The following is a 25,729-nucleotide window of genomic DNA, read 5'->3' on the forward strand; positions in this document are numbered from 1 at the left end:
CCCCAAGCCCCAGGGCCCACGACAAAAGATTGACTATGAAACTCATTGGATCCTACGGCAGCCCTTATGTGCGCAAAGTGCGCATCGTGATGGCCGAAAAAAAGCTCGACTACCAGTTCGTCATTGAAGACGTCTGGGCTGCGGGCACGACCATGTCCGAATCCAATCCGCTGGGCAAGGTGCCCTGTCTGGTCATGGAAGGCGCCAACGGGTCGGAAGAAGCTGTTTTCGACTCGCGTGTGATCGTGGAATACCTGGACACACTGTCGCCGGTCGGCAAGCTGATTCCGGTGCAGGGCCGCGAACGCGCCGAGGTGAAAACCTGGGAAGCACTGGCCGACGGCCTGCTCGACGCGGCCATCCTCGCGCGGCTGGAGGCCACCTGGGCCGGCCGTGACGACAAGCAGCGTTGCCAGGCCTGGATTGACCGCCAGATGGACAAGATCGACACGACCGTGCGGGCCATGAGCACCGGCCTGGGTGACAAGCCTTTTTGCAGCGGCATCCACCTGGGCCTGTCCGACATCGCGGTCGGCTGTGCGCTCGGTTACCTGGACTTCCGGTTTGCACACATCGACTGGCGCTCCCCCTACCCCAACCTGACCCGGCTGTATGACAAGCTGGCGCAGCGGCCAAGTTTTGTCGACACCCTGCCTTCCTGAGCCGGTTCAGGAATAAAAAGGCCTGCAACCCTTTACTGATGGTTGTAGGCAGCTATTAAAAAAGTAGCGACCGCGGAAGATCTTCAACCCAGCAGGGGCCGCGGATCCGGCCTTGGCCTGTCCTGAGCTTGTCGAAGGGCCAGTCCGCAGGCGCAGCGGCCCCCTCGGGGGACATCCTTCGACAGGCTCAGGACGAACGGAAAATCACGGAACGACCGTGGGGGCTACGTTCCAGCGCGCCTTTTCAGCCAGCGCATCAGGCTGCCCAGCAGCGGCAGCTTTTCATACAGCTCCTCGGCCGCGTCCCAGTAGTCGCGGTGGCGCGTCACCAGGCCGGCCTCGTTGAAGCTGATGTGCGAGGCGCCGCGAATGGTCTGCAACGGCTGTGGCCCGCGCCGCCTGAAATAAAACTCGAAGTTCCAGGTCAGGAAACATTGCCGGCCGTCGACCACCTGGGCCGTTACCTCAAAACGCGGGCGCTCCAGTGCCACGTACATGTGGCTGAAGATGTGCTGCACCTGCGCCAGGCCCTGCACCTCGTTGAACGGGTCCTTGAACCAGGTGTCGGCCGCATAGAACTCGCCCATGCGCGCGATGCCGGCCGGGCTCAGGGTTTCAAAAAAATGCACCAGTGGCGCGACCTTGGCATTTGGGGTTTGGTTCATGGGGTGCTCACAGACCGGTGAATTTCCGGATCGCCGGAAAATACAGCGCGTAGGGCAGGACGCGCAAGGTTTTCATCCAGAGCGTAAACCGTTTCGGAAAGTGGATCTCGAACTCGCCCCGCGCCCAGCCAGCCAGGATATCCGTCGCCGCCTGGGCCGGGCTGATCAGGGCCGGCATGCTGAACCGGTTGCCGGCAGTCAGCGGTGTTTCGACAAAGCCTGGGTTGACCAGGCTCACCCCCACGCCGCTGGCCTGCAGGTCCAGGTACAGGGTTTCGGTCAGGTTGATCAGCGCCGCCTTGGTCGGGCCGTAGGCCAGGCTTTGCGGCAGGCCGCGGTAGCCGGCCACGCTGCCAACCAGGCTGAGGTGACCACGGCCGCGTTGCAGCATCGCCGGCAAGACCGCATCGAGCACATACAGGGCCCCCACGTAGTTGACCTGCTGGTGCCTGAGCATGTCCGCCAAGTCGAAGCCAGTGGCGCGTTGTTCCCTGTAGTAACCCGCGCAATACATCATCAGGTCCAGCGGCCCCTGGGCCAGCAGGGATTGCGCCGCGGCTTGCACGGCAGCCGCATCCGACGCGTCGAGCGTCAGGGCCTGCGCGCCGGGATGGGCGGCCACAAAGGCTTCCAGCGCCGCGCCATTGCGGGCGGACACCACGACCCGGGCGCCGGCCTCATGCAGCGCATGCGCCGTGGCCTGGCCAATGCCGCTGGAGGCGCCGACCAGCCACACGGTTTTGCCGTGCCAGTCACGAAGGGGAGGGTTGTACGGCATGGTGCTGTTTTGTTATAAAAATGATAGCTATTGGCGCAGATAGGTAAAGGGCTACAGGCCAATTTGGCTTGAAGCGGGACGGCGTGGTCAGCGCTTCACGAACGACAGCGTGACCTCGCCGAGCCGGACGCCGAACTTGCTCATCACCGCCTTGTTCAGCAACACCTTGTCGTTCATCAGGTACATCCAGTCGTCGAATTGCACTTCAATCACGCGGCCGTCCACCGGCAGCTTCAGCGTGTAGCCCCAGCGGAAGGCATTGCCCTTTTCCTCGCCGGCGGCTTCCCCCAGCACGTCGGCGGCGGTGCCGGTGTAGCGGCCGTCCGGTGAGCGCTTGAGCGTCCAGACCCGGCGGTCCGTGCTGCCGTCGGAGTAGGTGAAGGCTTCGTCGAGCACGCCGGTCTCCGCGCCCGGCGGGCCTTGCCAGCTGCAGGTCATGACCACGGTGAAACGTTTGACCACCTTGCCCGAGCGGTCGGTGAAGACGCCGTACGCATCGACCGTGCCGTTGAAATACTGGCGCATGTCGAGCACCGGTTTTTCGGCGGCGTAGTCGCTGATCTGCGGGCCGGCACAGCCCGCCAGACCGACCAGCAGGGGAAGGGACAGGGCCAGAGCGGCTGCGCCCCTGTGGAGAACGTGCTTCATGGTTGGACCCCTTGCGGGTGTTTGATGACAAGAAAATACAGGCAGGCCGCAGCCGCCAGCTTGAGCAGGCAGGGCAGCACGCAATACGCCACCAGCAGTGCGCCCAGCGCCTGCGCGTCGCGCGCGCCCGGGGCGTAGCCGAACAGGCCGAGCAGCGGCAGCGCCAGTCCGGCGGCCAGCGCCAGGTTGAGCTTGATGGCGAAATTCCACCAGCCGAAGTAAGCCCCTTCGGCCCGGCCCGACTGGCCGTTGGCCTGGATCACGCCGGCCAGCAGCGCGCCGGGCAGCGCCAGGTCGGTGCCCAGCGCGATGCCGGACAGGGCGCAGACGATCACAAACCCGGCGGTGTCCCCGGCCACTGTCTGTGTGGCCCAGCCGAAGGTGGCAATCGCCAGGAGCATGCCCAGCAGCCAGGTGGGCGCCAGCCCGATACGTTTGACCAGCGCCAGCCACAGCGGGATGGACAGGGCCGCGCTCACGAAATAACTGCCCAGAAACAGCGGCTCCTGGCTGGCCGGCGCCTGCAGCCGGTCCTGGATGAAAAACAGCACCAGGGTCGCCGGCACCGCGCTGGCCGTGCCATTGAGCAGAAAGACCGCGAGCAGGCGGCGAAAGCCCGGCTGGCGAAACGGTAGCCAGATCGACGTCGCCACATGGGGGCCCGCGGATGCCTGCCGCGGCACCGGCCGGTCGGCGCGCGCCCAGGCCAGCCAGCCCATCGTCAGGGCCACAAAAAACAGCACGGTGCTGGCCGGCAGCCCGAAGACGACCGGCGTGATCGACGCGAGCACCACGCCGACCAGGCCCAGGCCCTCGCGCCAGGCGACGATGCGGCTGCGCTGGCGTTCGTCGCCGCCCAGCATCGCGCCCCAGGACTGGTGCGAGACGCTGAGCGCGCTGTAGCCGGCATAAGTCAGCATCAGCATCAGGCTGGCCCAGACCACCAGCGCCGACGGCGCGCTCACCAGCGGAAAAAACAGCAGCGCGAACCCGAGCGCCAACACCAGCGCGGCGATGGCGCCCAGTCCCAGCACCGCCCTGGCCGAGTGTGCAAACAGGCGGTCGCTCAGGCGGCCCAGCAGGGGATCGATCAGGGCATCAAACAGGCGCGCACCGAGCAGCACCGCGCCCAGTGTGGCCAGCGGCACGCCGAATTCACGGGCGTAGTGGTTGGGCAGGATCACGTACAGCGGCAGGGCCACAAAAGCCAGCGGCAGGCCCAGCAGGCCGTAGGCCAGGCCGTTGCGGGTGCCAAAAGCGCCCGGGGCGGCGGCAGGGGTCACGGGCCTGCTCCGGCCACCAGCGCATTGCGCAGGCCGGGCTCCGAGGTGCCGGGCGCCAGCCAGATGCCGAAGAAGCGTTGGGCGAACGCCGCGTCGCGGATCTCGCCCAGCGGCTTGCCATTCAACCAGAAGGCCGCACCCACCCCGGGCCGGTGCACACCCATGATGCGGTCGCCTTTTTTGACATCGGGCAGCACCCTGCGCAGCGCGGCCAGCCACTGCTCCGCCAGGTCGTCGCTGACCGGCGCGGCGCGCCGCATTTCCGTGATCGAGCGTTCGGCGATCGCCTGGCCCTCGAAAGCGCGCAGGTAGCTGAGCTCCAGCGCCAGCGCCTGGCTGGCAAAGCTGTCCACGCGGAAGCCGGGCCCCGCCCACAGCCGGGCGTCGTAGACCTGAAAACCGAAAACACGCAGGCGGCCGCCGCCCAGCAACCTTCCTTGGGGCAGGGCCTCCAGCAATTCCGGTGGCCTGGCGCTGCCCGCGGCGGTTTCGGTGCCTGTCTGCGCGGCAGCCGGCGCGGCGGCTCCGGCGCCGATGCCCAGCGCCAGCGCCAGTAGCAGCGCGCTCGTCAGATCTTGCGCAGCGTGTACTGCACCACGTCGGTGTTGGCCTGGGCGAAGGCTGCTTCGCAGTAGGCCAGATAGAACTCCCATATGCGGATAAACCTCTTGTCAAACCCGAGCTGGAGCACCCGTGACTCTTGCGCCATGAACTGTTCGCGCCACAGCCTGAGCGTGTGCGCATAGTCCTGGCCAAACGAAAACTCGTCGATCACCTCGAGCCCGGCGGCGCGCGCCTGGGCGCGGAACTCGGTCGGGCAGGGCAGGCAACCGCCCGGAAAGATGTATTGCTGGATGAAGTCGGTGGACGAGACGTAGCGTTCAAACAGCGCGTCGGCAATCACGATGCTCTGCACGCAGGCCTGTCCGCCGGGCTTGAGCAGGCGCGCCACCGTCTGGAAGTAGGTGGGCCAGTATTCCCGTCCGACGGCTTCGACCATCTCGATCGAGCAGATCGCATCAAATGGCGCATCGCCGCTGGTTTTTCCGATGTCGCGGTAGTCCTGCAGACGCAGATCGGCCTTGTTGGCCGCGCCCACGCGGGTCATGCGTTGTTGCGCCCAGGCGAGCTGCTCGGTGCTCAGCGTCACGCCGACGACGGAGGCGTCAAATTCGGTGGCGGCCATTTCGGCCAGGGCGCCCCAGCCGCAGCCAATTTCCAGCACGCGGTCGCCAGGCTGCACACCGGCCATGCGCAGCGCGCGCCTGACCTTGGCATGCTGCGCGTCCTTCATCGAAGTCTGCGGTGTCTCGAAAATCGCCGCCGAATAATTCATCGTGCCGTCCAGCCACAACTCGTAAAAGGCATTGCCGAGGTCGTAGTGCGCGTGGATGTTTTTCTGGCTGTTGGCCTTGGTGTTGCGGTTGAGCAGGTGCTTGACGCGGTAGGCCAGGCGGCCCAGCCAGGTGCCGTAGATCACGTCCTCGACTTCCTTGCGGTTGACGATCAGCACGCGCAGCAGCTCGGTCAGGTGCGGTGTGGTCCAGTCGCCGGCGATGAAACTTTCGGCAAAACCGATATCGCCCGAACGCAGCGCGGCGCTGCAGACCTTCCAGTTCACCAGCCGCAGGCTGGCCGTGGGCCCCTCGCCCGAGCCGAAGCGCTGCATGCTGCCGTCGGGCAGCTGCAGGGTCAACGTGCCATGCTTGAGGCGTGACAGCAGCTTGAAGGCCGTGCGTGCGGCGGCCGGTGCGCCGCTGGGCAGCGCGAATGAAGCGCCGTTGGCAGAAGAAGTCGAGGAGTTGCTGGCAGTGTTCATCGCGTCACGAATACTTCAGGAGTTTGGGGTTTGCTGACAAAGGGCACACGTTTGCGCCAGAGCTTGAAGGCTTGCCAGTGAATGCGGGCGACCACACCCAGCGTCATCGCCGGATAACGCCACAGGGCCTGGCGCAGCGTTGCCGCGCTCAGGACCTGCAGCGTGCCGGCGACGCTGGTTTGCAGCAGCGGCCCCGATGCGTCGTCGTAATCGATGCGGGCCAGCGTTTTCTCGACACCTTCGTTGCTGACACGCATGAATCGAAAGCGGTAAAAACCATCCAGCGTGCAGAACGGCGACACATGAAACACCTTGACGGCCTGCAGTTCCTGGCCATACCGTGGGTGGTCGAGCAGGTAGCAGTGGCGCTCGCCAAAGGTGTTGTTGACTTCGACGACGATGGCGCGCAACGCGCCGGCGGCATTGTGGCAATACCAGAAGCTGACCGGCTTGAAGGTGTGGCCGAACACACGCGGGTAGGTGTGCAGCCAGACTTCGCCGGCGGCGTCGGTGATGCCTTCGCGCGCCAGCAGCGCATCGACCCAGGCCAGGCAGTCGTCGCCGCCCTCGCCATGGTCGCGGTCAAAAAAGCTCAGGGCCGCGCGGCGGTTGCGCGCCAGCGCGCCGTTGCCGTGCTGGCGCAGGCTGCGCAGCGGCAGCATCAGGAAGTAAGTGGGGTAATTAAAGGCGTTGACAGCGGGTTTGAGGCGGGTGTGCCGCACCTCGCCAAAACCTATTAATGGAGCCCCCACGCTTGTCGCTTCGCGAGCCTTCGGCGGTGCGCTGCCCCTTAACCAAGACAAGGGGGCGCTGCGCCTGCGGCCCGGCCCTTCGACAAGCTCAGGACAGGCCAAGGCCGGTTCCGCGGCCCTGGCCTGGGCAGACGCAGCCCCGACGCTCCGCACGCCGTCCATGCTTGGCGGCGCGTTCATGGCGCAGCTCCGGCCAGATCCTGCAACAGCTGCCTGGCCACGCCCAGCCCCGACTTCAGGCCGTCTTCGTGAAAACCATAACCGGTCCAGGCGCCGCAGAAATAGCTGTGCTGCCGGCCCTGCAGTTCGGGCAGTTCTTTCTGCGCGCGGATGGCTGCAGCGTCAAAAACCGGATGGGCATAGTCGAATTCACCCATGATGTGCGCCGGTGCGATCGGGGCCGCCGGATTCAGCGACACCACCACCGGCTGGGCAAACGGCAGCGGCTGCAGCATGTTCAGCAGGTAATGCAGGCAGACCCGGGTCGACTCGCGCTGCGGGTCCTGCGCACGTTCGTAGTTCCACGCGGCCCAGGCCAGCTTGTTGGCGGGCAGCACCGAGGTGTCGGTGTGCAGCACGGCGCGGTTGGGCTGGTAGCTGATGGCGCCCAGCACCGTGCGCTCGGCACTGCTCGGGCTTTGCAGCAGGGCCAGCGACTGGTCGGAGTGGGTCGCCAGCACGACCTTGTCAAAGCGTTCGTCGGCGCCGTTGGTGAGCACGCGCACGCCGCCATGGGCCGAGAACGCATCGCGGACGATGCCGCGCACCGGCGTGTTCAGGCGTTTGTCGGCGATGCCGGCAACGATTTTTTCAACGTAATGCCGGGCGCCGCCGGTTACCGTCCACCACTGCGGCCGGTCGGCCACCTGGATCAGGCCGTGGTTGTGGCAGAAGCGGATCATGGTGGCCACCGGGAACTGCAGCATCTGGTCGGTCGGGCAGGACCAGATGCAGCCCAGCATGGGCAGGAAATACCAGTCGCGAAACTCGGCCGAGAATCGACCCTCGCGCAGGAACTCGCCGAGCGGCTGCATCATGGCGGCTTCTGCGCCGCTTTCGGCCAGCGCGGTGGCCGTGCGGTTGAAACGCATGATGTCGCGCAACATGCGCCAGAACTTCCAGTTCAGGAGGTTGCCGCGCTGGGCAAACACCGTGTTCAGGCTGGAGCCGCTCCATTCCAGGGCGCCGCGCTTGCCGCTGCCGGGGATCTTGACCGAAAACGACATGTCCGACCGCGCGGTGGCCACGCCCAGATCCGCAAACAGCTGGATCAGGTGGGGGTAGGTGCGTTCGTTGAAGACCAGAAAGCCGGTGTCCACGCCGTGGGTGACCGGGCCCTGCGGCGTTGGCAGGGTGATGTCGACCGTGTGGGTGTGGCCGCCAAAATAGCTGCCGGCCTCGAACAAGGTGAGTTCGGCCTGGCCCTGCAGGGCGTGGGCGACCGCCAGTCCGGAAATGCCGGAGCCGACGATGGCGACCTTGGGGCGGGCTGGAGAACTCATCTCACAGCCCGGAAGATAAAAATGTTGCGAAGCGCCCCGATGCGAACAAGGGAGGGAGGGAGGAGGAGGAGAACCGCCCCGGGATTGCAACCGGACCGCGAGCGGCCGGAAGTCTTCGCAACAAAAAACAGTGACTGTCGGCGTTACGCTTGCGTGCCAGTGCCGACAAAGGTGTGAGTCCGCGGCCCCGCCCACAGTTCCCTTGTTGGGCAAGCTGGTGGGTGTAAAAATTCGTTAACGTCGCGGAAGTCATCGATAAATGGGGGCGTAATGGCGTGCGTGAAAAAGCAGGTTTTGTCCGATAAGTTCTAAAATAGACTATTTGGTTAGATTATTACTGATTGGTATTTATTTGCCTAGAAGTTTCTCTTCGATGTCCTTCAGAAATTCAGGGTCTTTGGGGTCGGTGGCGGTGTTGAAGCTGGTGACGCGCTGGCCATCGCGGGCCACGACATACTTGTGAAAGTTCCAGCGCGGACGCTGGCCGGTCTGGTTGGCCAATTGCCGAAACAGCGGGTTGGCTGTTTTGCCGGTCACGCCGGATTTGACGAACATCGGAAACTTCACACCAAAGGTGTTTTCGCAGAAATCGGCGATCTCCTTGTTGCTGCCGCTTTCCTGGGAGAAGTCGTTGGACGGAAAGCCCAGCACCACCAGGCCTTGGTCGCGGTAGCGCGCATACAGCGCCTCAAGGCCCGCGTATTGGCGGGTGAAACCGCAGAAGCTGGCGGTATTGACCACCACCAGCACCTTGCCGCTGTACTGGCAGAGGGACTGGGGCTTTTCGTCCTGCAGACGCAAGAAGCTGTGTTGCAGCAAGGGCGCGCAGACCGGCGCCCCGGGGGCCGCAACAGCGCCGGGGGTGGCCGCGCGGACGGGCGTGAGGGCCGCCATGCCGGCCAGCAGCGCCAGCAGCAGCCAGGGTTTGAGAAACGGGTGCTTCATGATCTTGCTCGCTGTTGAATAATGGAAGGCCTTGTGGCGCGGTCTGTGCGCCACAGGATCAAACTACCGGAAAACTGCGCCTGACTGCCAAAAATACGCAGTGGGGGCCCGACCAGATTCAAGCATGCCGTCCCCCGATCCCTCCCTGCCCGGTCCGGTCATTTCCCGCCAGGCCGACGCCTGTGCCCCCGGCTTCACGATTGCCGCGGTCGAGCGTGACACCGGCCTGTCCAAGGACACCTTGCGGGTCTGGGAGCGTCGTTACCTGTTTCCCGTGCCTCGCCGCGACGTCCACGGTGAGCGCCTGTATTCACGCGAGCAGCTCGAGCAGCTGCGGCTGATCAAGCGCCTGCTGGACACCGGGCACCGGCCCGGGCAGGTGGTGGGTTTGCCGCATGCCGAGCTGCAGGCCCTGGGCCGCCAGACCGGCGGCAACAAGCAGCGGTCCCAGGTGCAGCGCGGCAAGACCGCCAAGACCGCCACAGCGGCGGCCGACGTTCTCGCGCCGCAGATCCAGGCCTGTTTTGAGCTGGTCAAGCGCCACGACGCGCTGGGCCTGCGCCGCACCCTGGCTGCTGCCGTGCAGGAGCTGGGCCTGGCGGCATTCGTCAGCACGCTGGTGGCGCCACTCAACACCTTGATCGGCGACGCCTGGATGGATGGCCGGCTGGAAGTTTTCGAGGAGCATTTCTACACCGAGTCGGTGACGGCCGTGCTGCGCCACGGCATCAGCAGCCTGGGCGTGGCCGGCGTCGCGTCGCCCCGGGTGTTGCTGACCACGTTTCCGCAGGAGTCGCACGGGCTGGGCCTGCTGATGGCCGAAACCTTTCTGGCCCTGCAGGGCTGCAACTGCCTGTCGCTGGGCGTGCAGACGCCGGTGCCCGACATCGCCCGCGCGGTGTCGGCGCACGGCGCGCAGATCGTGGTGCTCAGCTTCAGCGCCAGCCTCAACCCCAAGGACGTGACGCAGGGGCTGGGCGACCTGCGCGGTTTGTTGCCGCCGGCGGTCGAGATCTGGACCGGGGGCGCCTGTCCCGTCCTGCAGCGCCGCGGCCTGCCGGGCGTGCGGGTGCTGGACAGTTTTGCCGCCATCGAGCCGGAACTCCAGCGCTGGCGCCGGACGCAGCCCTGATCCGGCGTGGCTGCTTTCTGGCGGCTTTGGCCGCTACCCAGGGCCGGCGCAACGGTGTAGAAGAGTTGAAGAGGCGTGCAAATCACGCCATGCCCTGAGCCCTGCATGGAAGAGGGCTGAAAAGCCTGCTTGAAAAAGCTTGTCACATTCAGCCCCTAAAATCAGAGTGAATCTACTGCGGTGTGTGCCGCGTAAGGAGTGTCTATGCTTTATCCAGAACTTTTCAAACAGCTCGAATCCGTCCGATGGGACATGGACAAGGACATTCCCTGGGCGAGTTTCGACGCGTCCAAGCTGACCGACGAGCAGGCGCAGACCATCAAGATGAATGCCATCACCGAGTGGGCTGCGCTGCCGGCCACCGAGATGTTTCTGCGCGACAACAAGGACGACAGCGACTTTTCCGCCTTCATGTCGATCTGGTTTTTTGAAGAGCAGAAACATTCGCTGGTGCTGATGGAGTACCTGCGGCGCTTCCGCCCCGAGCTGGCCCCCACCGAAAAAGAGCTGCACGAGGTGCGCTTCGAGTTCGAGCCGGCCCCGCCGCTGGAGACGCTGATGCTGCATTTCTGCGGCGAAATCCGGCTCAACCACTGGTACCGGCGTGCCAGCGAGTGGCACACCGAACCCGTGATCAAGCAGATCTACACCCAGCTCAGCCAGGACGAGGCGCGCCACGGCGGGGCCTACCTGCGCTACATGAAACGCGCCATCAACAACTTCGGCAACGACGCCAAGGCCGCCTTCACCAAGGTCGGCGTGTTGATGGCCAGCGCCCGGCGCACCGCGCAGGCCCTGCACCCGACCAACCTGCACGTCAACAAGGCCCTGTTTCCGCGCGACACCATCCAGTCGCGCCTGCCCAACCCCGAGTGGCTGGAGCACTGGCTGGACAAGCAGATCGATTTCGACGCCGCCTGGGAAGGCAAGGTGGTCGAGCGCATCCTGCACAACATGAGCCTGCTGATGAACCAGAGTTTCAAGACCGTGCAGGAGCTCAACCGCTACCGCAAGGAACTGAGCAAGGAAATCGCGACATCGGTCGCGCCACCACCGGTGGTCACCGGCGCCTGATGGCGGGCGGCGGCCCGCTGGTGGAGAGGATGCGACGGCCTTTCCGTTAAAGTGGCGTGATGCAAGGCGCATCACCTCCCCCTTCTTCTCCCTCGTTCACGCAAAAAATCGTTTCCCGCGACCAGGCGGCGCAGCGTGCCGCTGCATTGCCGCGGCCGGTGGTGTTCACCAACGGTGTGTTTGACGTGCTGCACCGCGGCCATGCGACCTACCTGGCCCGCGCACGTGCATTGGGCGCCAGCCTGGTGGTGGCGCTCAACACCGATGCGTCGGCCCGGCGCCTCGGCAAGGGTCCGGACCGCCCGCTCAACAACGAGGAAGACCGCGCCGTGCTGATGGCGGCGCTCGAATCGGTGAGCCTGGTCACCTGGTTTGACGAGGACACCCCGTTGGCGCTCATTACCGAGCTCAGGCCCGACATCCTGGTCAAGGGCGGCGACTACGACATGGACAAGCTCGCCGAGACCGCGGTGGTCCGGAGTTACGGCGGCCAGGCGCTGGCGGTTCCGTTTGTCGACGGCTACTCGACCAGCGCGCTGGTACGCAAGATCCGCCAGGTCCCCTGAGCCTGTTTCTGCCCCCGAAGTGCTATTGATTCAATAGCTGGTGGCGCCCGTGAAATAAGGGCTGGAGGCTATTTTCGTTCACATGTCAGCGTGGGCCGGGGGCTGCCTCCTGCTCAGGGCGCCGGCAATTGCGCCGGCTTCACATCGGCCGCCAGCGTCGCCTGCCCCGTCTCGGGCGATTCTTTGCGGCCGCGCAACCGGTTTGCCAGGCGCTTGAAGCCGCGCTCGATGTCGTCGATGTAGGTGAACACCGCCGGCACCACCAGCAGGCTCAGCACCGTGGAGGTGATCAGTCCGCCGATCACGGCAATCGACATGGGCGAGCGAAAGCTCGGGTCGGCCGCACCGAAGCCAAAGGCGATCGGCATCATGCCGGCGCCCATGGCCAGCGTGGTCATGATGATGGGCCGGGCCCGCTTGTGGCAGGCGTCCAGCAGCGCGTCGCGGCGCGACATCGGCGCCACCACCGGGTGGCCGTTGCTGCCGTCGTTGCCGCGGCGCGCCACGATGGCGTACTCGACCAGCAGGATGGAGTTTTTGGTCGCGATGCCCATCAGCATGATCAGGCCGATCAGCGAGGGCATGGAGAAACTCTTCTGCGCAATCAGCAAGCCAACAAAGGCGCCACCCAGGGACAGCGGCAAGGCGGCCAGAATCGTCACCGGGTGCAGGAAGTCCTTGAACAGCAGCACCAGCACGATGTAGATGCACAGCACGCCGGTCAGCATGGCCAGGCCGAAACTGGCAAACAGCTCGCCCATGACTTCGGCGTCGCCGATTTCCACCACCTTGACACCGGCCGGCAGGTTTTTCACCGCGGGCAGCTCCTGCACCGCCTTGGTCACGTCGCCCAGCGGCAGGCCGGACAGCTCGATCTCGAAGTTGACATTGCGCGAGCGGTCGTAACGGTCGATGATGGCCGGCCCGCCGGCGATCTCCAGCGTTGCGACCTGGCCCAGCATCACCGGGCCTTTGGCGCCCGGCACCGAGAGGCGCTCGAGCACGCTGAGGTCCTGCCGCGCCGCGTCGGCCAACTTCACCACAATCGGTACCTGGCGTTCGGGCAGGTTCAGTTTGGGCAAGGACACGTCGTAGTCGCCCAGGGTCGCAATACGCAGCGTTTCGCCGATGGCCGCGCTCGTCACGCCAAAGTCGGCCGCGCGTGCGAAGTCGGGCCGCACGGCGATCTCGGGCCGGATCAGGCTGGCGGTGGACGCCACGCTGCCGAGGCCAGGCACGGTGCGCAGGTCTTTTTCCACCGCCAGCGCCGCCGCCTGCAAGGCCACCGGGTCTTCACCGGTCAGCACCAGCACGTATTTCTCACCGGAACCACCCAGGCCAACCTTGGTGCGTACACCGGGCAGGGCTTCCAGGGCTGCGCGCATCTTGTTCTCAATGCCCTGCTTGCGCGGCCTTTCAGTCCGCTCGGTCAGTAGGACCGTCAAGGTGGCCTTGCGCGTTTCGGCCGCACCGGACATGGCGAAGGGGTCGCTGCCGGCGCTGCCGCCGCCTATGGTGGTGTAGACGCTGCGCACATGCTCGACCTTGCTGACCAGTTGCCGGGCCTGCTCGGCCGACGCCTTGGTCTGCGCCAGGCTGGAACCGGGGGGCAGCTCGATATACACCTGTGTTTGCGAGTTGTCGTCGGGTGGAATGAAGCCGGTGGGCAGCAGCGGAATCAGCAGGATGGAACCGATGAAAAAAACCGTGGCTGCGACCATGGTGGTCACGCGGTGCTTCAGGCACCAGGTGGCCATGCGCATGTACGCGCGCATCCAGCCCGGGTCCTTGTGGTCGCCGACGATGGGCTTGAGGAGGTAGGCCGCCATCATGGGCGTGAGGACACGCGCCACCACCAGCGAGGCAAACACCGCCAGCGAGGCGGTCCAGCCGAACTGCTTGAAAAACTTGCCGGCCACGCCGCTCATGAAAGCGGTCGGCAGGAACACGGCGATCAGTGTGAAGGTGGTGGCCACCACCGCCAGGCCAATCTCGTCGGCCGCTTCCATGGCCGCCTGGTAGGGTGTCTTGCCCATGCGCAGATGCCGCACGATGTTTTCCACCTCGACAATCGCATCATCGACCAGGATGCCGATCACCAGCGACAGTGCCAGCAGCGTCACGACGTTGATCGAAAACCCCAGCAGGTACATGCCGATGAAGGCCGGAATCACCGACAGCGGCAGCGCCACGGCCGACACGAAGGTGGCGCGCCAGTCGCGCAGAAACAGCCAGACCACCAGCACGGCCAGCAGTGCGCCCTCGTAGAGCAGGGCCATGGAGCCGTCGTATTCTTCCTCGACCGGTTTGACGAAATTGAAGGCTTCGGTCAGCACCAGGTCGGGATGCTGCACCTTCAGTTCGGCCAGTGCCACCTGCACCGCGGCACCCACCGTGACTTCGCTTTCGCCGCGGCTGCGCGCTACTTCAAAGCCGACGACGGGCTTACCGTCGAGCAGCGCGGCCGAACGCGGGTCGGCGACGGTGTCGCTGACCGTGGCCACCTGGTCGAGCCGGATGCGCCGGCCGTCGCTGAGCGCCAGCTCCAGCCGGCCCAGCTCCTGCGCCGACTTGACGGTGGCCAGCGTGCGCACGGGCTGCTCGCTGCCGCCCAGGTCGGTGCGGCCGCCCGCGCTTTCGGTCTGCACCTGCTTGAGCTGGCGCGAGATGTCGGCGGCACTGGCGCCCAGCGCCTGCAGCTTCGAGGGATCAAGCGCCACGCGCACCTCGCGTGTCACGCCGCCCACGCGGTTGACCGCTCCCACGCCGCGCACGGCCAGCAGCTTGCGCGAGACCGTGTTGTCGACAAACCAGGACAACGCCTCGGCATCCATGTGCGGCGAGCTGATGGTGAAGGCCAGCACCGGCTGGCCGGCCAGCTCCACCTTGCTGACAATCGGGTCACGCACATCGCCGGGCAGGTCGGAGCGCACGCGCGCGACCGCCGAACGCACGTCGTCGACGGCTTCCTGCACCGGTTTTTCGAGGCGGAACTCGGCCGTGATGGTGACGCCGCCATCCTGCACCTTGGTGTAGATGTGTTTGAGGCCCTGCACCGTGGCAATCGAGTTCTCGAGCTTGCGCGCGACCTCGGTTTCGAGTTGCGCCGGCGCGGCGCCCGGCAGCGAGGCCGAGATGCTGACGGTCGGCAGGTCGATGTCGGGAAAGTTTTGCACCTTGATCGCCTTGAACGACAACATGCCGGCAAAACTCAGCAGCACAAACAGCATGATCGCGGGAATCGGATTCTTGATCGACCAGGAGGAAACGTTCATGGTCGCTCCTTATTTCGTAGCGGCTGAGGCAGGGTTGGCGGGGGATGGTGCCTGTTTTGACTCGATCATTTCAGACACACGGACGAGGTCGCCATCGTTGAGGAAGCCGGCGCCATCGACCACGATGCGTGTTTCGGGCGCCAGGCCGGAGAGGACCTCGACCCGGTCGCCGGCGAGCCGGCCGGTCACCACCTTGACCTGGCTGACGCGGTTGTCGGGTGCCAGGCGGAACACGAAGTTGAAGCCGTCGCGCACGACGATGGCGCGTTGCGGCACCGTCAGCGCGTCCGAACTGCCGAGGTTGAACTCGCCACGCGCGAACATGCCTGCCTTGGCGGGCGAATTTTTGGCGGGCAGGACGGGCAGATCGACATACACCAGCGCCGAGCGCGTCTGCGGATCGACCGTGGGCGCAATCATGCGCACGCGGCCCTGGATCTCGCCACCGCTGGCGGGGCGCACGACTGCCGTGGTGCCGGCCGTGATGCGGCCGAGTTCGGCCGAGGTCACTTCGGCGCGCCACTCGAGCCGGCCTTTACGGATGAGACGAAACAGCTCGGTGCCGGCGCTGACGACAGCACCCACGGTGGCGGTGCGCGCAGAAATCACGCCGCTGTCGGGTGCCAGCACCCGGGTTTGCCGGCCGCGCAGCTGCTGCGCGCCCAGCACGGCCTGCGCCGCCTCGGCACGCGCCCGGGCGGTTTTTTCGGTCGTCAGGTACTGGTTGATCTGCTGGGTGCTCAGCGCCCCCGAGTCCTGCAGCGTGCGCGCGCGTTCGGCATTGGCCGCGGCGTCGGCCGCGCTGGCCTGCGCTTCCAGCAGGCTGGCGCGCGCCTGTGCCACATCGGCCTGCACGCTTTCGGTTGAAAAGGTCGCCAGCACCTGGCCGGCCTGGACCACGTCGCCGACATTGACCCGCACCTCGGTCAGGCGCAGGCCGTTCGATTCGGAGCCGATGATGGCTTCCTGCCAGGCCACGATGTTGCCGTTGGCGGCCAGCGTGAGGGGCAGGCGAGCCGGCTGCGGCTGCGCGGCGGTCACGGTCAGGGCCGGCTTGGGCGCGGCCTTGGCGTCTGCCGCAGCGTCCCCGGACTTTCCGGAAGAAAGGAAAAAGAAGGCGCCTGCTGCCACCACGGCCACAACGATGGCGATCACGGCAACGGGTTTGAGTTTGAATTTTTTCATGGTGTTCTTGGAATCAAACAGGGACAGTCAAGAGGAGAGAAGAAAAGCTCAGGGCCTGGCGGCTTCGGAGCCGGCCATGGCCGGCGTCCAGCCGCCGCCCATGGCGCGGTACAGCGCCACCCAGGCCGACCAGCGTTCGCGCTGCAGCGTGGCCAGGGCGGTGTCGGCACCGAGTTGCGCGCGCCGCGCGTCTTCCAGTTCAACGAGGCTGGCCAGGCCATGGCGGTAACGCGCGTCGGTGCCGGTAAAGGACGTGCGGTAACCGGTCACCGCGGTCTGGGCATCGCCTTCGCGTTCGGCGGTGCTTTGCAGCGTGACCAGGGCTTCCTCGACCTCGCGCACGGCCTGCCGCACCCGCGCGCGGTACAGCGCGGCCGCTTCCTCGTAACGCGCCTGCGCCGCATCGACGTCGGCCGCGCGGCGGCCGCCATCGAACAGCGGCAAGGTCAAGGCCAGCGGGCCGATGGACCAGGTGTCCAGTGTGGTGGTCACGCCGCTGGCGCGAAAACGCGAGCTGCCGATGGCGCCGCTCAGGCTCAGGCGCGGGTAACGCTCGGCCTGGGCGCTGCCGACCTCGGCGCTGGCAGCCGCGACATCGCGCTCTGCGTTGAACACATCCGGACGCTGCGCGAGGGCGCTGGCCGGCACGCTAGCTATTGAAATCATAGCTGCTGACGCAGACAGATTGGGCGCTGTAGCCACTTTTTGCCTTATGTCCGGTTCGGCCAGGCCGGTCAGGGCCACCAGCGCCTTCAGGTCGAGCTCACACTGGGCGCGCTGTTGCGTGGCCCGGCTGCTGGCTTCGGCCGCACTGGCGCGTGCCAGCGCGTCGGTGGCCGGTGCGGTGAAACCGGCGCCGGTGCTCAGTCCCGACAGGCGCGCCGTCTCGCCACGCGAGGTCGCATCGGCCCGTGTCACGGCCTCGAGCTGGCGGCAGGTGCGCAGGCTGTAGTACTGGTTGGCCACCTCCGCCGCCACCGAGACGCGTGCGTCATGCCACTGCGCCCGGGCGCCGGCCAGGCGTTCGCCGGCGGCATCGCGGCCGGCCAGCCGGCCGCCGAACACGTCGATTTCCCAGCTCGCCTGCAGGCCGGTCTGCGTGGTGGTGGTGACCGGTGCCGGGCCGGGCCCGGACGGCGGCTGCGACCGGCCCCGGCTGGCGCTGGCCGTGGCATCGAGCGAAGGCAGCAGGGCCGCACCGGCGGCCACCCGCGTGGCGCGGGCCTGCTCGATGCGGGACCGCGCCGTGGCCACGGTCGGGCTCACCGCCTGGGCGGCGGCGATCAGTTCGACCAGCAAGGGGTCGCCCTGCTGCCACCACCACTGGGTCAGGTCGGTCAGGGCGCCGTTGTGCGGCAGGCCGGCGTTGCCGGCTTGTGCCGGCAAGGGGGCAAACCATTGCGAGGGGCTGTTGGCAGACACCGCTGCCGGCGGGCTTTGCAGGGCGCAGGCGCCCAGCAGCAGCGGCACTAGGGCGCAGGCGGTGTAACGGATTTTTCTCATGGCTTGTTCTTTTTCACGGGAAGGGCGGGCTGGCGCCGGGCGCGTTCCACCGCGACCATGGCCTCGGCAAAATCCACCAGGCGCGCGGCCCACAGGTCGATGGCTGGGGGCGTGGCAATCAGTTGCGGCCGGACCGTCACGATCAGGTCGCGGCTGATGAAGGTCTGCATGGCCAGCCCGGTGATGGAAAACGCCAGCCTGTGCACATCGTCGTCGGGTGTTGTGACGCCCAGATGGCGGCTCAGCACTTCCACCAGTGCGGCGTGCGCCGGCAGGATGTTGTTGTCGAGCTGCTCGGCCCACAGCCCAGTCGGTTCCAGCATTTCGCGAAAGTGCAGGCGGGTCAGCTGTTGCACCAGGTCGCCCAGCTTCAGGGGCTCCAGAAAGCCCGAAATAAAACCTTCCAGGGCCTGCCGCAGGGTCAGGTGCGCCGGCAGGAAGCGCGTAACGTCGTCGCAGGGCTTGCCCAGCGGTTCGGTGAAGACCGCGCGGTACAGCCCGGCCTTGTCGCCAAAGTAGTAGCTGATGGCGGCAAGGTTGGCACCGGCCGCCTGCGCAATTTCGCGCGTCGATGTTTTGGCAAAGCCCTTTTCGGCGAACAGTTTCAGGGCGCTGAGCAGCAGGTGGGCCCGCGCTTCGGCACCGTCGGCGCGTTGCTTGCGGGCTTCGGGTCCGCTGGCGGGGGGGCGGGCAGGCAGGGAGGGTTTCATGGGCCCGATTGGACCACATAAATCAAACGATTGATCTAATTAAAACAATTGTTTCAATTTCATGCGCGGCGGGCGGGGGCGGACGCCCGGGGCCCCGCACCGAGTCCATGGCCCCGAAGCGTCCGTTTCCAGAAGAGTTCAGGCGCCGGCGTGGGGCTCGCCGGCTTCGAACACCGTGCGCCACACCGCCAGAATGGCCTCGCGTTCGGCCTGCAGCGCCGACGGCACCACCTGGGTCGGCTCTTCATTGAGGCGCGCCTGGTGCTGCACCCGGCGCAGCGCGCGGTAGGCGCGGGCCGCCGCCTGGCCCTGGCCGGCAGGCAGCAGGCCGGCGGCTTCGGCGCGCTGCAGCAAGGCGATGTTGCCGACGTTGTCGGCCAGCTCCGGGTGGCTGCGCGACTGAGACAACACCAGAAACTGCACGACGAACTCGGCGTCCACCATGCCGCCGGGGCTGTGCTTGACGTCGAATTTCTCCCCGGTTTTTTCACCCTTGAGCGCCGACGGGCCGCCCCTAGGCGCGGGAGCCCCCTCGGGGGGCAGCGTAGCGTGGGGGCGTTTAACCGGATGGGCGGCACGCACTTTCTCGCGCATCGCGACAATCTCGCGGCTCAGGGCCGGGATGTCGCGCGCGGCGCTGATCACGGCCAGCCGCACGGCGTCAAAACGCTGGCGCAGGGAGTCGCTGCCCTGGACAAAACGCGCGCGGGTGATGGCCTGATGTTCCCAGGTCCAGGCTGTGTTGCTGCCGCGCTGCTGCTGGTAATTGGCGTAGGCCTCGAAACGCGTGACCAGCAGCCCCGAGTTGCCGTTGGGCCGCAAGGCGGTGTCGATTTCGAACAGGTCGCCCTCGCCGGTCTTGATGGTCAGCCAGTTGATCAGCTTGCGCACAAAAGCGGCATACACCTCCGAGGCGCGCTCGTCCTCGTCGTCGTAGACGAACACGATGTCCAGGTCGCTGCCGTAGCCGAGCTCCTTGCCGCCCAGCTTGCCGTAGGCAATGATGGCGAACTGCGGTGTCTCGCGGTGGCGGTTTTTCAGCCGCTGCCAGCACCAGTCGGTCGTGACCTTGAGCACGGCTTCGGCCAGCGCGCTGAGGTCGTCGGCGACCTGTTCAACCGTGAGTTGACCTTCGACGTCCCGCGCCAGCGTGCGAAACAGCTCGGCATGGTGCGCACGGCGCAACAGGTTCAGGCAGCTTTCCTCGTCGTCCTCGCCGGTGCGGCGCAGGGCGGCCAGCCGCTGCTGCAGTTCCTGCATGAAGGCGGCGGCGTCAAAACGTTCATGCAGCATGGCGTCGCTGGCCAGCTCATCGATCACCCCCGGGTGCTGCAGCAGGTAACGCGCCGGCCACTTGGCCGCGCCCAGCAGGCGTAGCAGGCGCTCATGCACGGCGGGACGTTCCACCAGCAGCGCCAGATAACTCTCCCGACGCAGCAGCGGCTCGATCCAGTCGATGATGCGCACCGCCGCTTCCTCGCCGACCTTGCCTTCGAGCAGCCACTGGGCGGTGCGCTGCACCAGCCGCGTCAGGCGCGTTCTGGCGTCGTCGCGCAGCCCCAGCACGCGCGGGTGTTCGCGCCACAATTCCAGCCGGGCGCGAAATTTGTCGGGCCACTGGTCCGCGAGTTTTTCCAGCAGCTCGTCGAGGTTTTGCGGTGCGGCCGGGGCCGACTTGCCGCAGCCCTTGCACTCGCTTTTCTGGCCCAGCAGCGTGTCGAACTCCTGGGCGACCAGCTCCCGGTGCGTGTCGAGCTCGCTCAGAAACGGGCAGCAGCTGCTGTAACCCAGGGTCTGGGCGATCCAGGCCAGGTCGTCATCGCGCGTCGGCAACACATGGGTCTGCTGGTCGTCGAGGTACTGGATGCGGTGCTCGACGCGGCGCAGAAAATCGTAGGCTCGCATCAGTGCTTCGGCCGTGGCCTGCGCCATCAGCCCGGCGCTCGCCACGCGCTGCAGCGCATCGACCGTCGGGCGGGTGCGCAGCTCGGGGAACTGCCCGCCGCGCACGACCTGCAGCAGCTGGACGGTAAATTCAATCTCGCGGATGCCGCCGCGCGACATCTTCACGTCGTTGGCGCGCTCGGGGTGGCCGGCGGCCCGTTTGGCGGCATGTTCGCGGATCTGCCGGTGCAAAATGCGCAGCGCGTCGAACACGTTGTAGTCGAGGTAGCGCCGGAAGACGAAAGGCAGGACCGACCCGCGCATGGCCTGGGCCGAGCCATTCTGGATACATTCGAGCGGCGCCACCACCCGGCTCTTGAGCCAGGCAAAACGCTCCCATTCGCGCCCCTGGACCTGGAAGTATTCTTCGAGCGCCCCCAGTGAGACGGCGGCCGGGCCCGAGTTGCCGTTGGGCCGCAGGGCCAGGTCCACCCGGAACACAAAACCGTGTTCGGTGGCCTCGCCAATCAGGTTGTAGATGGCCTTGACCTGTTGCGCAAAATATTCATGGTTGGAAATGACGCCGCGGCCATCCTCGCGGCCGGTGGTCTCGCCGTCGTGGTCATAGACGTAGATCAGGTCGATGTCGCTGGAGACATTGAGCTCCCTGGCCCCCAGCTTGCCCATGCCGATCACCCACAGCTGGGCGCGCTGCCCGGCCGGGACGCCCGGCATGTCGAGCGCCTGCGGGGCGCCATGCAGCGCATCCAGCGGCTTGCGCGACTCGCAGATGGCGATGTCCAGCGCCAGCTCGGCCAGCTCCGTCATGGCTTTGGTGATGACCTGCAGCGGCGCCTGGCCACCGTCACAGTCGAGAACCACCAGGCGCTCCATGACGAGCTGGCGCAGCACCCGCAGGGCCGCGCCGGTGTCCAGTCCGCGCGTCTGCAAGGCGTCGTAGGTGATCTGCATGCCGGCCCGCTCGGGTGCGCCGGGGGGCAACAAGGCCAGCTCGTCAGCGTAACGCCGCCGTATGCGCTGGACAAACCGCGAGTAGCCCGATGCCGCCAGGGGCGGGGCCGAAAGGTCGATCGATGCCATGGACATTACAGGACTTCCCTGGGTTGCATTGAACGGACGGAAGCGCTGAAGGTCATAATTCTCATGTCCATGGATCAAACGACACCCTCCCAGCCGGCGCTTGCCTCTCGACGTCTCAAAATTGCCGCGCTGGTTGCCCGCCTGGCCTTGGGACTGGTGCTGGCTTTCTGGGTGCTTTTCGGCGCGGCCTGGGCCGTGCTGCACGGCTGGATTGTGCCGCGAATCGGTGAATTCCGCCCGCGCCTGGAAACAGCAGCCAGCCAGGCCCTGGGTGTACCAGTGCGCATCGGCCAGATCACGGCCCGGCCGGGTGGGCTGATTCCGTCCTTTGAGTTGCGCGATGTCGCGCTGCTGGACGCCCAGGGGCGCGAAGCCCTGCGCCTGCCGCGTGTGCTGGCGGCCGTTTCGCCGTCCTCCCTGTGGGGGCTGGGTTTTGAGCAGCTTTACATCGACCGGCCCGAGCTCGATATCCGGCGTACGCCCGACGGCAAGATTTATGTGGCCGGCCTGGATGTGTCGCGCGACCCCAACGACGACAGCAGCGCCATTGCCGACTGGGTTTTTTCACAAACCGAGTTTGTCGTTCGCGGCGGTACGGTGCGCTGGACCGACGACCTGCGGCAGGTCCCGCTGCTGGCCCTGACCGAGGTGGACTGGACCTTGCGCAACCCGGGCCGGCGCCACCTGATGCGCCTGGATGCGACCCCGCCGCCCGCCTGGGGTGAGCGTTTCAGCCTGCGCGGTGTGTTTCGCGAGCCGTTGTGGTCGGGCGGCGCCGGACAGTGGCGCCGCTGGGCCGGGCAGATGTATGCCGAGTTCGGGCGGGTCGATGTGTCCGAGGTCAAGCGTTACGCCGACCTGGCCAGCCTGGGCATCGACCTGCGGGCCGGCAACGGCGCATTGCGGGCCTGGGCGGATGTCAGCGACGGGCAGATCACCGGCGGCACGGCCGATGTGGCCCTGCTGGAGGTGGATGCGCAGTTGGGCAAGGCCCTGCAGCCGCTGGCGCTGCAGGCCGTGAGCGGCCGTTTTGGCGGCCGGCAGTTTGCCAACGGCTTCGAGTTCGCCACCGAGGGGCTGCAGTTTCGCACCCGCGATGGTTTGCAGTGGCCGGGCGGCAATGTGTCGCTGGTCTACACCGGTGCCGAAGGCAAGGCAGCCGCGCGTGGCGAGTTCCGGGCGGACAAGCTCGATCTGGCCGCGCTGGCGCTGATTGCCAGCCGGCTGCCGCTGGGCGATGCGGCACATGCCATGCTGACCTCGCTGATGCCCAAGGGCCTGGTGGACGTGGTTGAAGCGCGTTGGCAGGGCGCGCTCGATGCGCCTCTTGCCTATGCCGCCAAGGGCCGGGTGACGCAGCTTGAAATTGCACCCCAGGCAGCGGCCCAGGGGACAAGCGCCCGGCCCGGGGTGCGGGGCGCGGCGGTGGAGTTCGACCTGACCCAGCAGGGTGGACAGGCCAAAGTCAGGATCACCAAGGGCGAGCTGCATTTGCCTGGCATTTTCGAAGACCCGCGCCTGCCGTTCGACCAGTTGTCGACCGACGCCCAATGGAAGCTGGCCGGCCCAAAAATTGAATTGCAGCTGCGCAACCTGGTGTTTGCCAACGCTGATGCCCAGGGCAGCGCGCAGGCCAGCTGGCACACCGCAGACGCACCGGCGGCGACTGCCGGCGGCGCTGCCCATGACGCCCGCTTTCCCGGTGTGCTGGATTTGCAGGGCAGCCTGAGCCGCGGCGACGGCGGCCGGGTGCATCGCTACCTGCCCCTGATCCTGCCGGACACGGTGCGCCACTATGTGCGTGATGCGGTGACCCAGGGCGCGCTCAGCGACGTGAAATTCCGGCTCAAGGGTAATTTGAATGACATGCCGTTTGCCAACCCCAAGCTCGGCGAGTTCCGGGTGTCGGCCAGGGTGGCCAAGGCCACCCTGGCCTATGTGCCCCGGTCGATACAGCCGCGTGACGCCAGCGCCTGGCCGGCCCTGAGCGAGCTCGATGGCGAACTGGTGTTCGACCGTGCCTCCATGCAGGTCAATGGCGCGACGGGACGGATCGCCGGTTTTCCCGGCCTGCAGGTGGTCAAGGCCGACGCCCGGATTCCTGACCTCATGCACGCGGCCACGGTGCAGGTGGTGGGTGAGATCAAAGGGCCGCTGGCCGAGGCCGTGGCGGTCGTCAATACCTCGCCGCTGGCCGACATCACCGACAGGGCCTTGGCCAAAACCGTGGCGACCGGGGTGGCCGGCTACAAGCTTGAACTCAGCCTGCCGCTGGCCAACCTCGACAAGTCCAAGGTGAAAGGCAGCGTCAGCCTGGCGGGCAATGATGTGCAGTTCACACCGGACACGCCGCAGCTCACGCGCGCGAAGGCGCTGGTGAGCTTCACCGAAAGCGGTTTTGCCATCAGTGGCGGGCAGGCGCGCCTGCTGGGCGGCGACGTCCGCCTGGAGGGGGGCACGCGCACAGCGCAGGCCGGCGTGGCCCGGCCCGCGGAGTTTCCGGATGCGACCGTGCTCATTCGGGCCCAGGGCACCCTGAGCGCTGAAGGGTTGCGTCAGGCCAAAGAACTGGACCTGGCGTCGCGCCTGGGCAGCCGCGCCAGCGGCAGCGCCGCCTACACCGCCAGCCTCGGGTTCCGGCGCGGCGCCACCGAGATCAGTGTGTCCAGCAACCTGCAGGGCATGGCATTGAGCCTGCCGGCGCCCTTGAACAAGAGCGCCGAGGCCGCCCTGCCCGTGCGTTTTGACAACACGGTCGTGCGCGGCGCGACCACAGGGCAGGCCCTGCAGGACCAGTTGTCCCTGACCGTGGGGCGGTTGGCCTCGGTGCAGTACCTGCGCGACATCAGTGGGCCGGAGCCGCGTGTGTTGCGCGGTGGCATTGCCATCGGCCTGGAGCCCGGTGAAAGTGCGCCGGTGCCGGAGGCCGGGGTGGCCGCCAACATCAATCTCGCGAGTGTTGACATCGATGCCTGGGAAAAAGTGCTGGCCGCCAGCCCGGGGCCGGCGGCGCCGGGCGAGCGACTGACTCCCGCCAGCGCCGTGCTGGGCTATCTGCCGACCACCATGGCGATACGTGCCAGGGAGCTGGTGTTCGACGGGCGAAAACTCAACAACGTCGTGCTCGGTGGCTCGCGGGACGGACTGACCTGGCGTGCCAACATCGACGCGACCGAACTCAACGGGTATGTCGAGTTCCGCCAGCCCGGCGGCGCGGGTGACGGTCGGCTGTATGCGCGTCTGTCGCGCCTGAGCCTGGGCCAGAGCACGGCCAGCGAGGTCGAGGCCATCCTCAACGAGCAGCCTGCCAACGTCCCGGCGCTCGACATCGTGGTGGAGGACCTGGAGCTGCGCGGCAAGAAACTGGGCCGGGTTGAAATTGAAGCCATCAACCGCGGCGCCGGGACGGTGGCCCGCGAAGGGGGCGTGCGGGAGTGGCGGCTCAACAAGCTCAATGTCATCGTGCCGGAGGCCACACTGACAGCCACCGGCAACTGGGTGGCGGTCAATGCGCAGCAGCCGGTGGCTGCGGGCGGGTCGCGGCTGCAACCCGAGCGGCGCCGCAGCGTGATGAATTTCAGGCTGGACATTGCCGATTCGGGTGAGTTGCTCAAGCGTTTTGGCATGAGCGATGTGATCCGTCGCGGCAAGGGCAAGCTCGAAGGCCAGATCGCCTGGGTCGGCTCGCCGCTGAGCCTGGATTACCCGAGCCTGAGCGGGCAGTTCAATGTGAACGTGGCCTCGGGCCAGTTTCTCAAGGCTGAACCGGGCATTGCCAAGCTGCTCGGGGTGCTCAGCCTGCAGGCCCTGCCGCGGCGCCTGACGCTGGATTTCCGCGACGTGTTTTCGGACGGTTTTTCCTTTGACTTCGTGCGCGGCGACGTCACCATCAACCAGGGCCTGGCGTTTACCAACAACCTGCAGATGAAGGGCGTCAATGCCGCCGTGCTGATGGAAGGCAAAGCCGACATCGCCAGGGAAACCCAGGACCTGACGGTGGTGGTGGTGCCGGAGATCAACGCCGGCACCGCGTCACTGATTGCCACCGTCATCAATCCGGCGATTGGCCTGGGGTCTTTTCTCGCCCAGTATTTCCTGCGGCGCCCGCTGACCGAGGCGGCGACCCAGGAATTCCACATTGACGGCACCTGGGCCAACCCGAAAATCACCAAGGTGGATCGCAAGGCCGCGGCCGAGGTCAAGCCCGGCGAGAAGCCCGACGAGGATACCGGAGCAAGGAAGTAG

19 protein-coding genes are annotated in these 25,729 nt (G+C 66.5%); 5 read left to right on the forward strand and 14 right to left on the reverse strand.

The genetic code is table 11. The features are described 5' to 3' along the window. The first annotated feature begins 35 nt into the window (after positions 1–35). Positions 36–662: a glutathione S-transferase family protein gene (locus B7G52_RS14385; RefSeq protein WP_096698247.1), complete on the forward strand. Its 627-nt coding sequence runs from the start codon at positions 36–38 to the stop codon at positions 660–662. Positions 663–886: 224 nt separating this feature from the next. On the opposite strand, the gene B7G52_RS14390 is transcribed toward B7G52_RS14385, so the two are convergent. The 9 genes from B7G52_RS14390 to B7G52_RS14430 all read right to left on the reverse strand — a co-directional run bounded on the left by B7G52_RS14390 (position 887) and on the right by B7G52_RS14430 (position 9,054). Then, a complete protein-coding gene (locus tag B7G52_RS14390; protein ID WP_096698248.1) occupies positions 887–1,327 on the reverse strand; it encodes a nuclear transport factor 2 family protein in 441 nt (146 codons plus the stop codon). 7 nt (positions 1,328–1,334) lie between these two features. Then, a complete protein-coding gene (locus B7G52_RS14395; RefSeq protein ID WP_096698249.1) occupies positions 1,335–2,105 on the reverse strand; it encodes an SDR family oxidoreductase in 771 nt (256 codons plus the stop codon). Positions 2,106–2,192: 87 nt separating this feature from the next. Further along, positions 2,193–2,753 carry a DUF3833 domain-containing protein gene (locus tag B7G52_RS14400; protein WP_096698250.1) on the reverse strand — a complete coding sequence of 187 codons (561 nt, stop codon included), beginning with the start codon at positions 2,751–2,753 and terminating at the stop codon, positions 2,193–2,195. Beyond that, on the reverse strand, positions 2,750–4,036 hold the full coding sequence (locus B7G52_RS14405; RefSeq protein WP_096698251.1) for an MFS transporter: 1,287 nt from the start codon (positions 4,034–4,036) through the stop codon (positions 2,750–2,752). Before B7G52_RS14405 ends, B7G52_RS14400 begins: the two co-directional genes overlap by 4 nt. Further along, positions 4,033–4,494: a chalcone isomerase family protein gene (locus B7G52_RS14410; protein WP_240523464.1), complete on the reverse strand. Its 462-nt coding sequence runs from the start codon at positions 4,492–4,494 to the stop codon at positions 4,033–4,035. Before B7G52_RS14410 ends, B7G52_RS14405 begins: the two co-directional genes overlap by 4 nt. A gap of 110 nt (positions 4,495–4,604) precedes the next feature. Then, on the reverse strand, positions 4,605–5,855 hold the full coding sequence (locus tag B7G52_RS14415) for a cyclopropane-fatty-acyl-phospholipid synthase family protein (RefSeq protein ID WP_096698253.1): 1,251 nt from the start codon (positions 5,853–5,855) through the stop codon (positions 4,605–4,607). Further along, positions 5,852–6,607, reverse strand: coding sequence for a DUF1365 domain-containing protein (locus B7G52_RS14420; protein ID WP_240523465.1), 756 nt, complete (start codon positions 6,605–6,607; stop codon positions 5,852–5,854). Before B7G52_RS14420 ends, B7G52_RS14415 begins: the two co-directional genes overlap by 4 nt. 176 nt (positions 6,608–6,783) lie before the next feature. Continuing rightward, positions 6,784–8,109 (reverse strand): NAD(P)/FAD-dependent oxidoreductase, encoded by a 1,326-nt coding sequence (locus B7G52_RS14425; RefSeq protein WP_096698255.1) that lies wholly within the window; start codon positions 8,107–8,109, stop codon positions 6,784–6,786. Positions 8,110–8,457: 348 nt separating this feature from the next. Continuing rightward, on the reverse strand, positions 8,458–9,054 hold the full coding sequence (locus tag B7G52_RS14430) for a glutathione peroxidase (RefSeq protein WP_096698256.1): 597 nt from the start codon (positions 9,052–9,054) through the stop codon (positions 8,458–8,460). Between the two features lie 124 nt (positions 9,055–9,178). Here B7G52_RS14430 and B7G52_RS14435 point away from each other — a divergent pair, with 124 nt between their 5' ends. The 3 genes from B7G52_RS14435 (at position 9,179) to rfaE2 (ending at position 11,826) form a co-directional block, all read left to right on the forward strand. Further along, a complete protein-coding gene (locus B7G52_RS14435; RefSeq protein WP_096698257.1) occupies positions 9,179–10,186 on the forward strand; it encodes a MerR family transcriptional regulator in 1,008 nt (335 codons plus the stop codon). Between the two features lie 204 nt (positions 10,187–10,390). Beyond that, on the forward strand, positions 10,391–11,260 hold the full coding sequence (locus B7G52_RS14440) for a ferritin (RefSeq protein WP_096698258.1): 870 nt from the start codon (positions 10,391–10,393) through the stop codon (positions 11,258–11,260). 59 nt (positions 11,261–11,319) lie between these two features. Continuing rightward, positions 11,320–11,826: a D-glycero-beta-D-manno-heptose 1-phosphate adenylyltransferase gene (gene rfaE2 / locus B7G52_RS14445; protein ID WP_096698259.1), complete on the forward strand. Its 507-nt coding sequence runs from the start codon at positions 11,320–11,322 to the stop codon at positions 11,824–11,826. A gap of 113 nt (positions 11,827–11,939) precedes the next feature. On the opposite strand, the gene B7G52_RS14450 is transcribed toward rfaE2, so the two are convergent. The 5 genes from B7G52_RS14450 to glnE form a co-directional block, all read right to left on the reverse strand. After that, a complete protein-coding gene (locus B7G52_RS14450; protein ID WP_096698260.1) occupies positions 11,940–15,101 on the reverse strand; it encodes an efflux RND transporter permease subunit in 3,162 nt (1,053 codons plus the stop codon). 9 nt (positions 15,102–15,110) lie between these two features. Beyond that, positions 15,111–16,286 (reverse strand): efflux RND transporter periplasmic adaptor subunit, encoded by a 1,176-nt coding sequence (locus B7G52_RS14455; RefSeq protein ID WP_096698261.1) that lies wholly within the window; start codon positions 16,284–16,286, stop codon positions 15,111–15,113. A gap of 48 nt (positions 16,287–16,334) precedes the next feature. Beyond that, positions 16,335–17,789, reverse strand: coding sequence for an efflux transporter outer membrane subunit (locus B7G52_RS14460; RefSeq protein ID WP_096698262.1), 1,455 nt, complete (start codon positions 17,787–17,789; stop codon positions 16,335–16,337). Beyond that, positions 17,786–18,499, reverse strand: a complete 714-nt coding sequence (locus B7G52_RS14465; protein ID WP_096698263.1) for a CerR family C-terminal domain-containing protein — start codon at positions 18,497–18,499, stop codon at positions 17,786–17,788. The genes B7G52_RS14460 and B7G52_RS14465 overlap by 4 nt, the downstream gene beginning before the upstream one ends. A gap of 138 nt (positions 18,500–18,637) precedes the next feature. Then, positions 18,638–21,490, reverse strand: coding sequence for a bifunctional [glutamate--ammonia ligase]-adenylyl-L-tyrosine phosphorylase/[glutamate--ammonia-ligase] adenylyltransferase (glnE, locus tag B7G52_RS14470; RefSeq protein ID WP_096698264.1), 2,853 nt, complete (start codon positions 21,488–21,490; stop codon positions 18,638–18,640). 63 nt (positions 21,491–21,553) lie between these two features. Here glnE and B7G52_RS14475 point away from each other — a divergent pair, with 63 nt between their 5' ends. Beyond that, complete coding sequence (locus B7G52_RS14475; RefSeq protein ID WP_096698289.1) at positions 21,554–25,729, forward strand: YhdP family protein; 4,176 nt, start codon at positions 21,554–21,556, stop codon at positions 25,727–25,729.

It is taken from the genome of Polaromonas sp. AER18D-145, assembly GCF_002379095.1.
Taxonomy (GTDB): Bacteria; Pseudomonadota; Gammaproteobacteria; order Burkholderiales; family Burkholderiaceae_C; genus Polaromonas.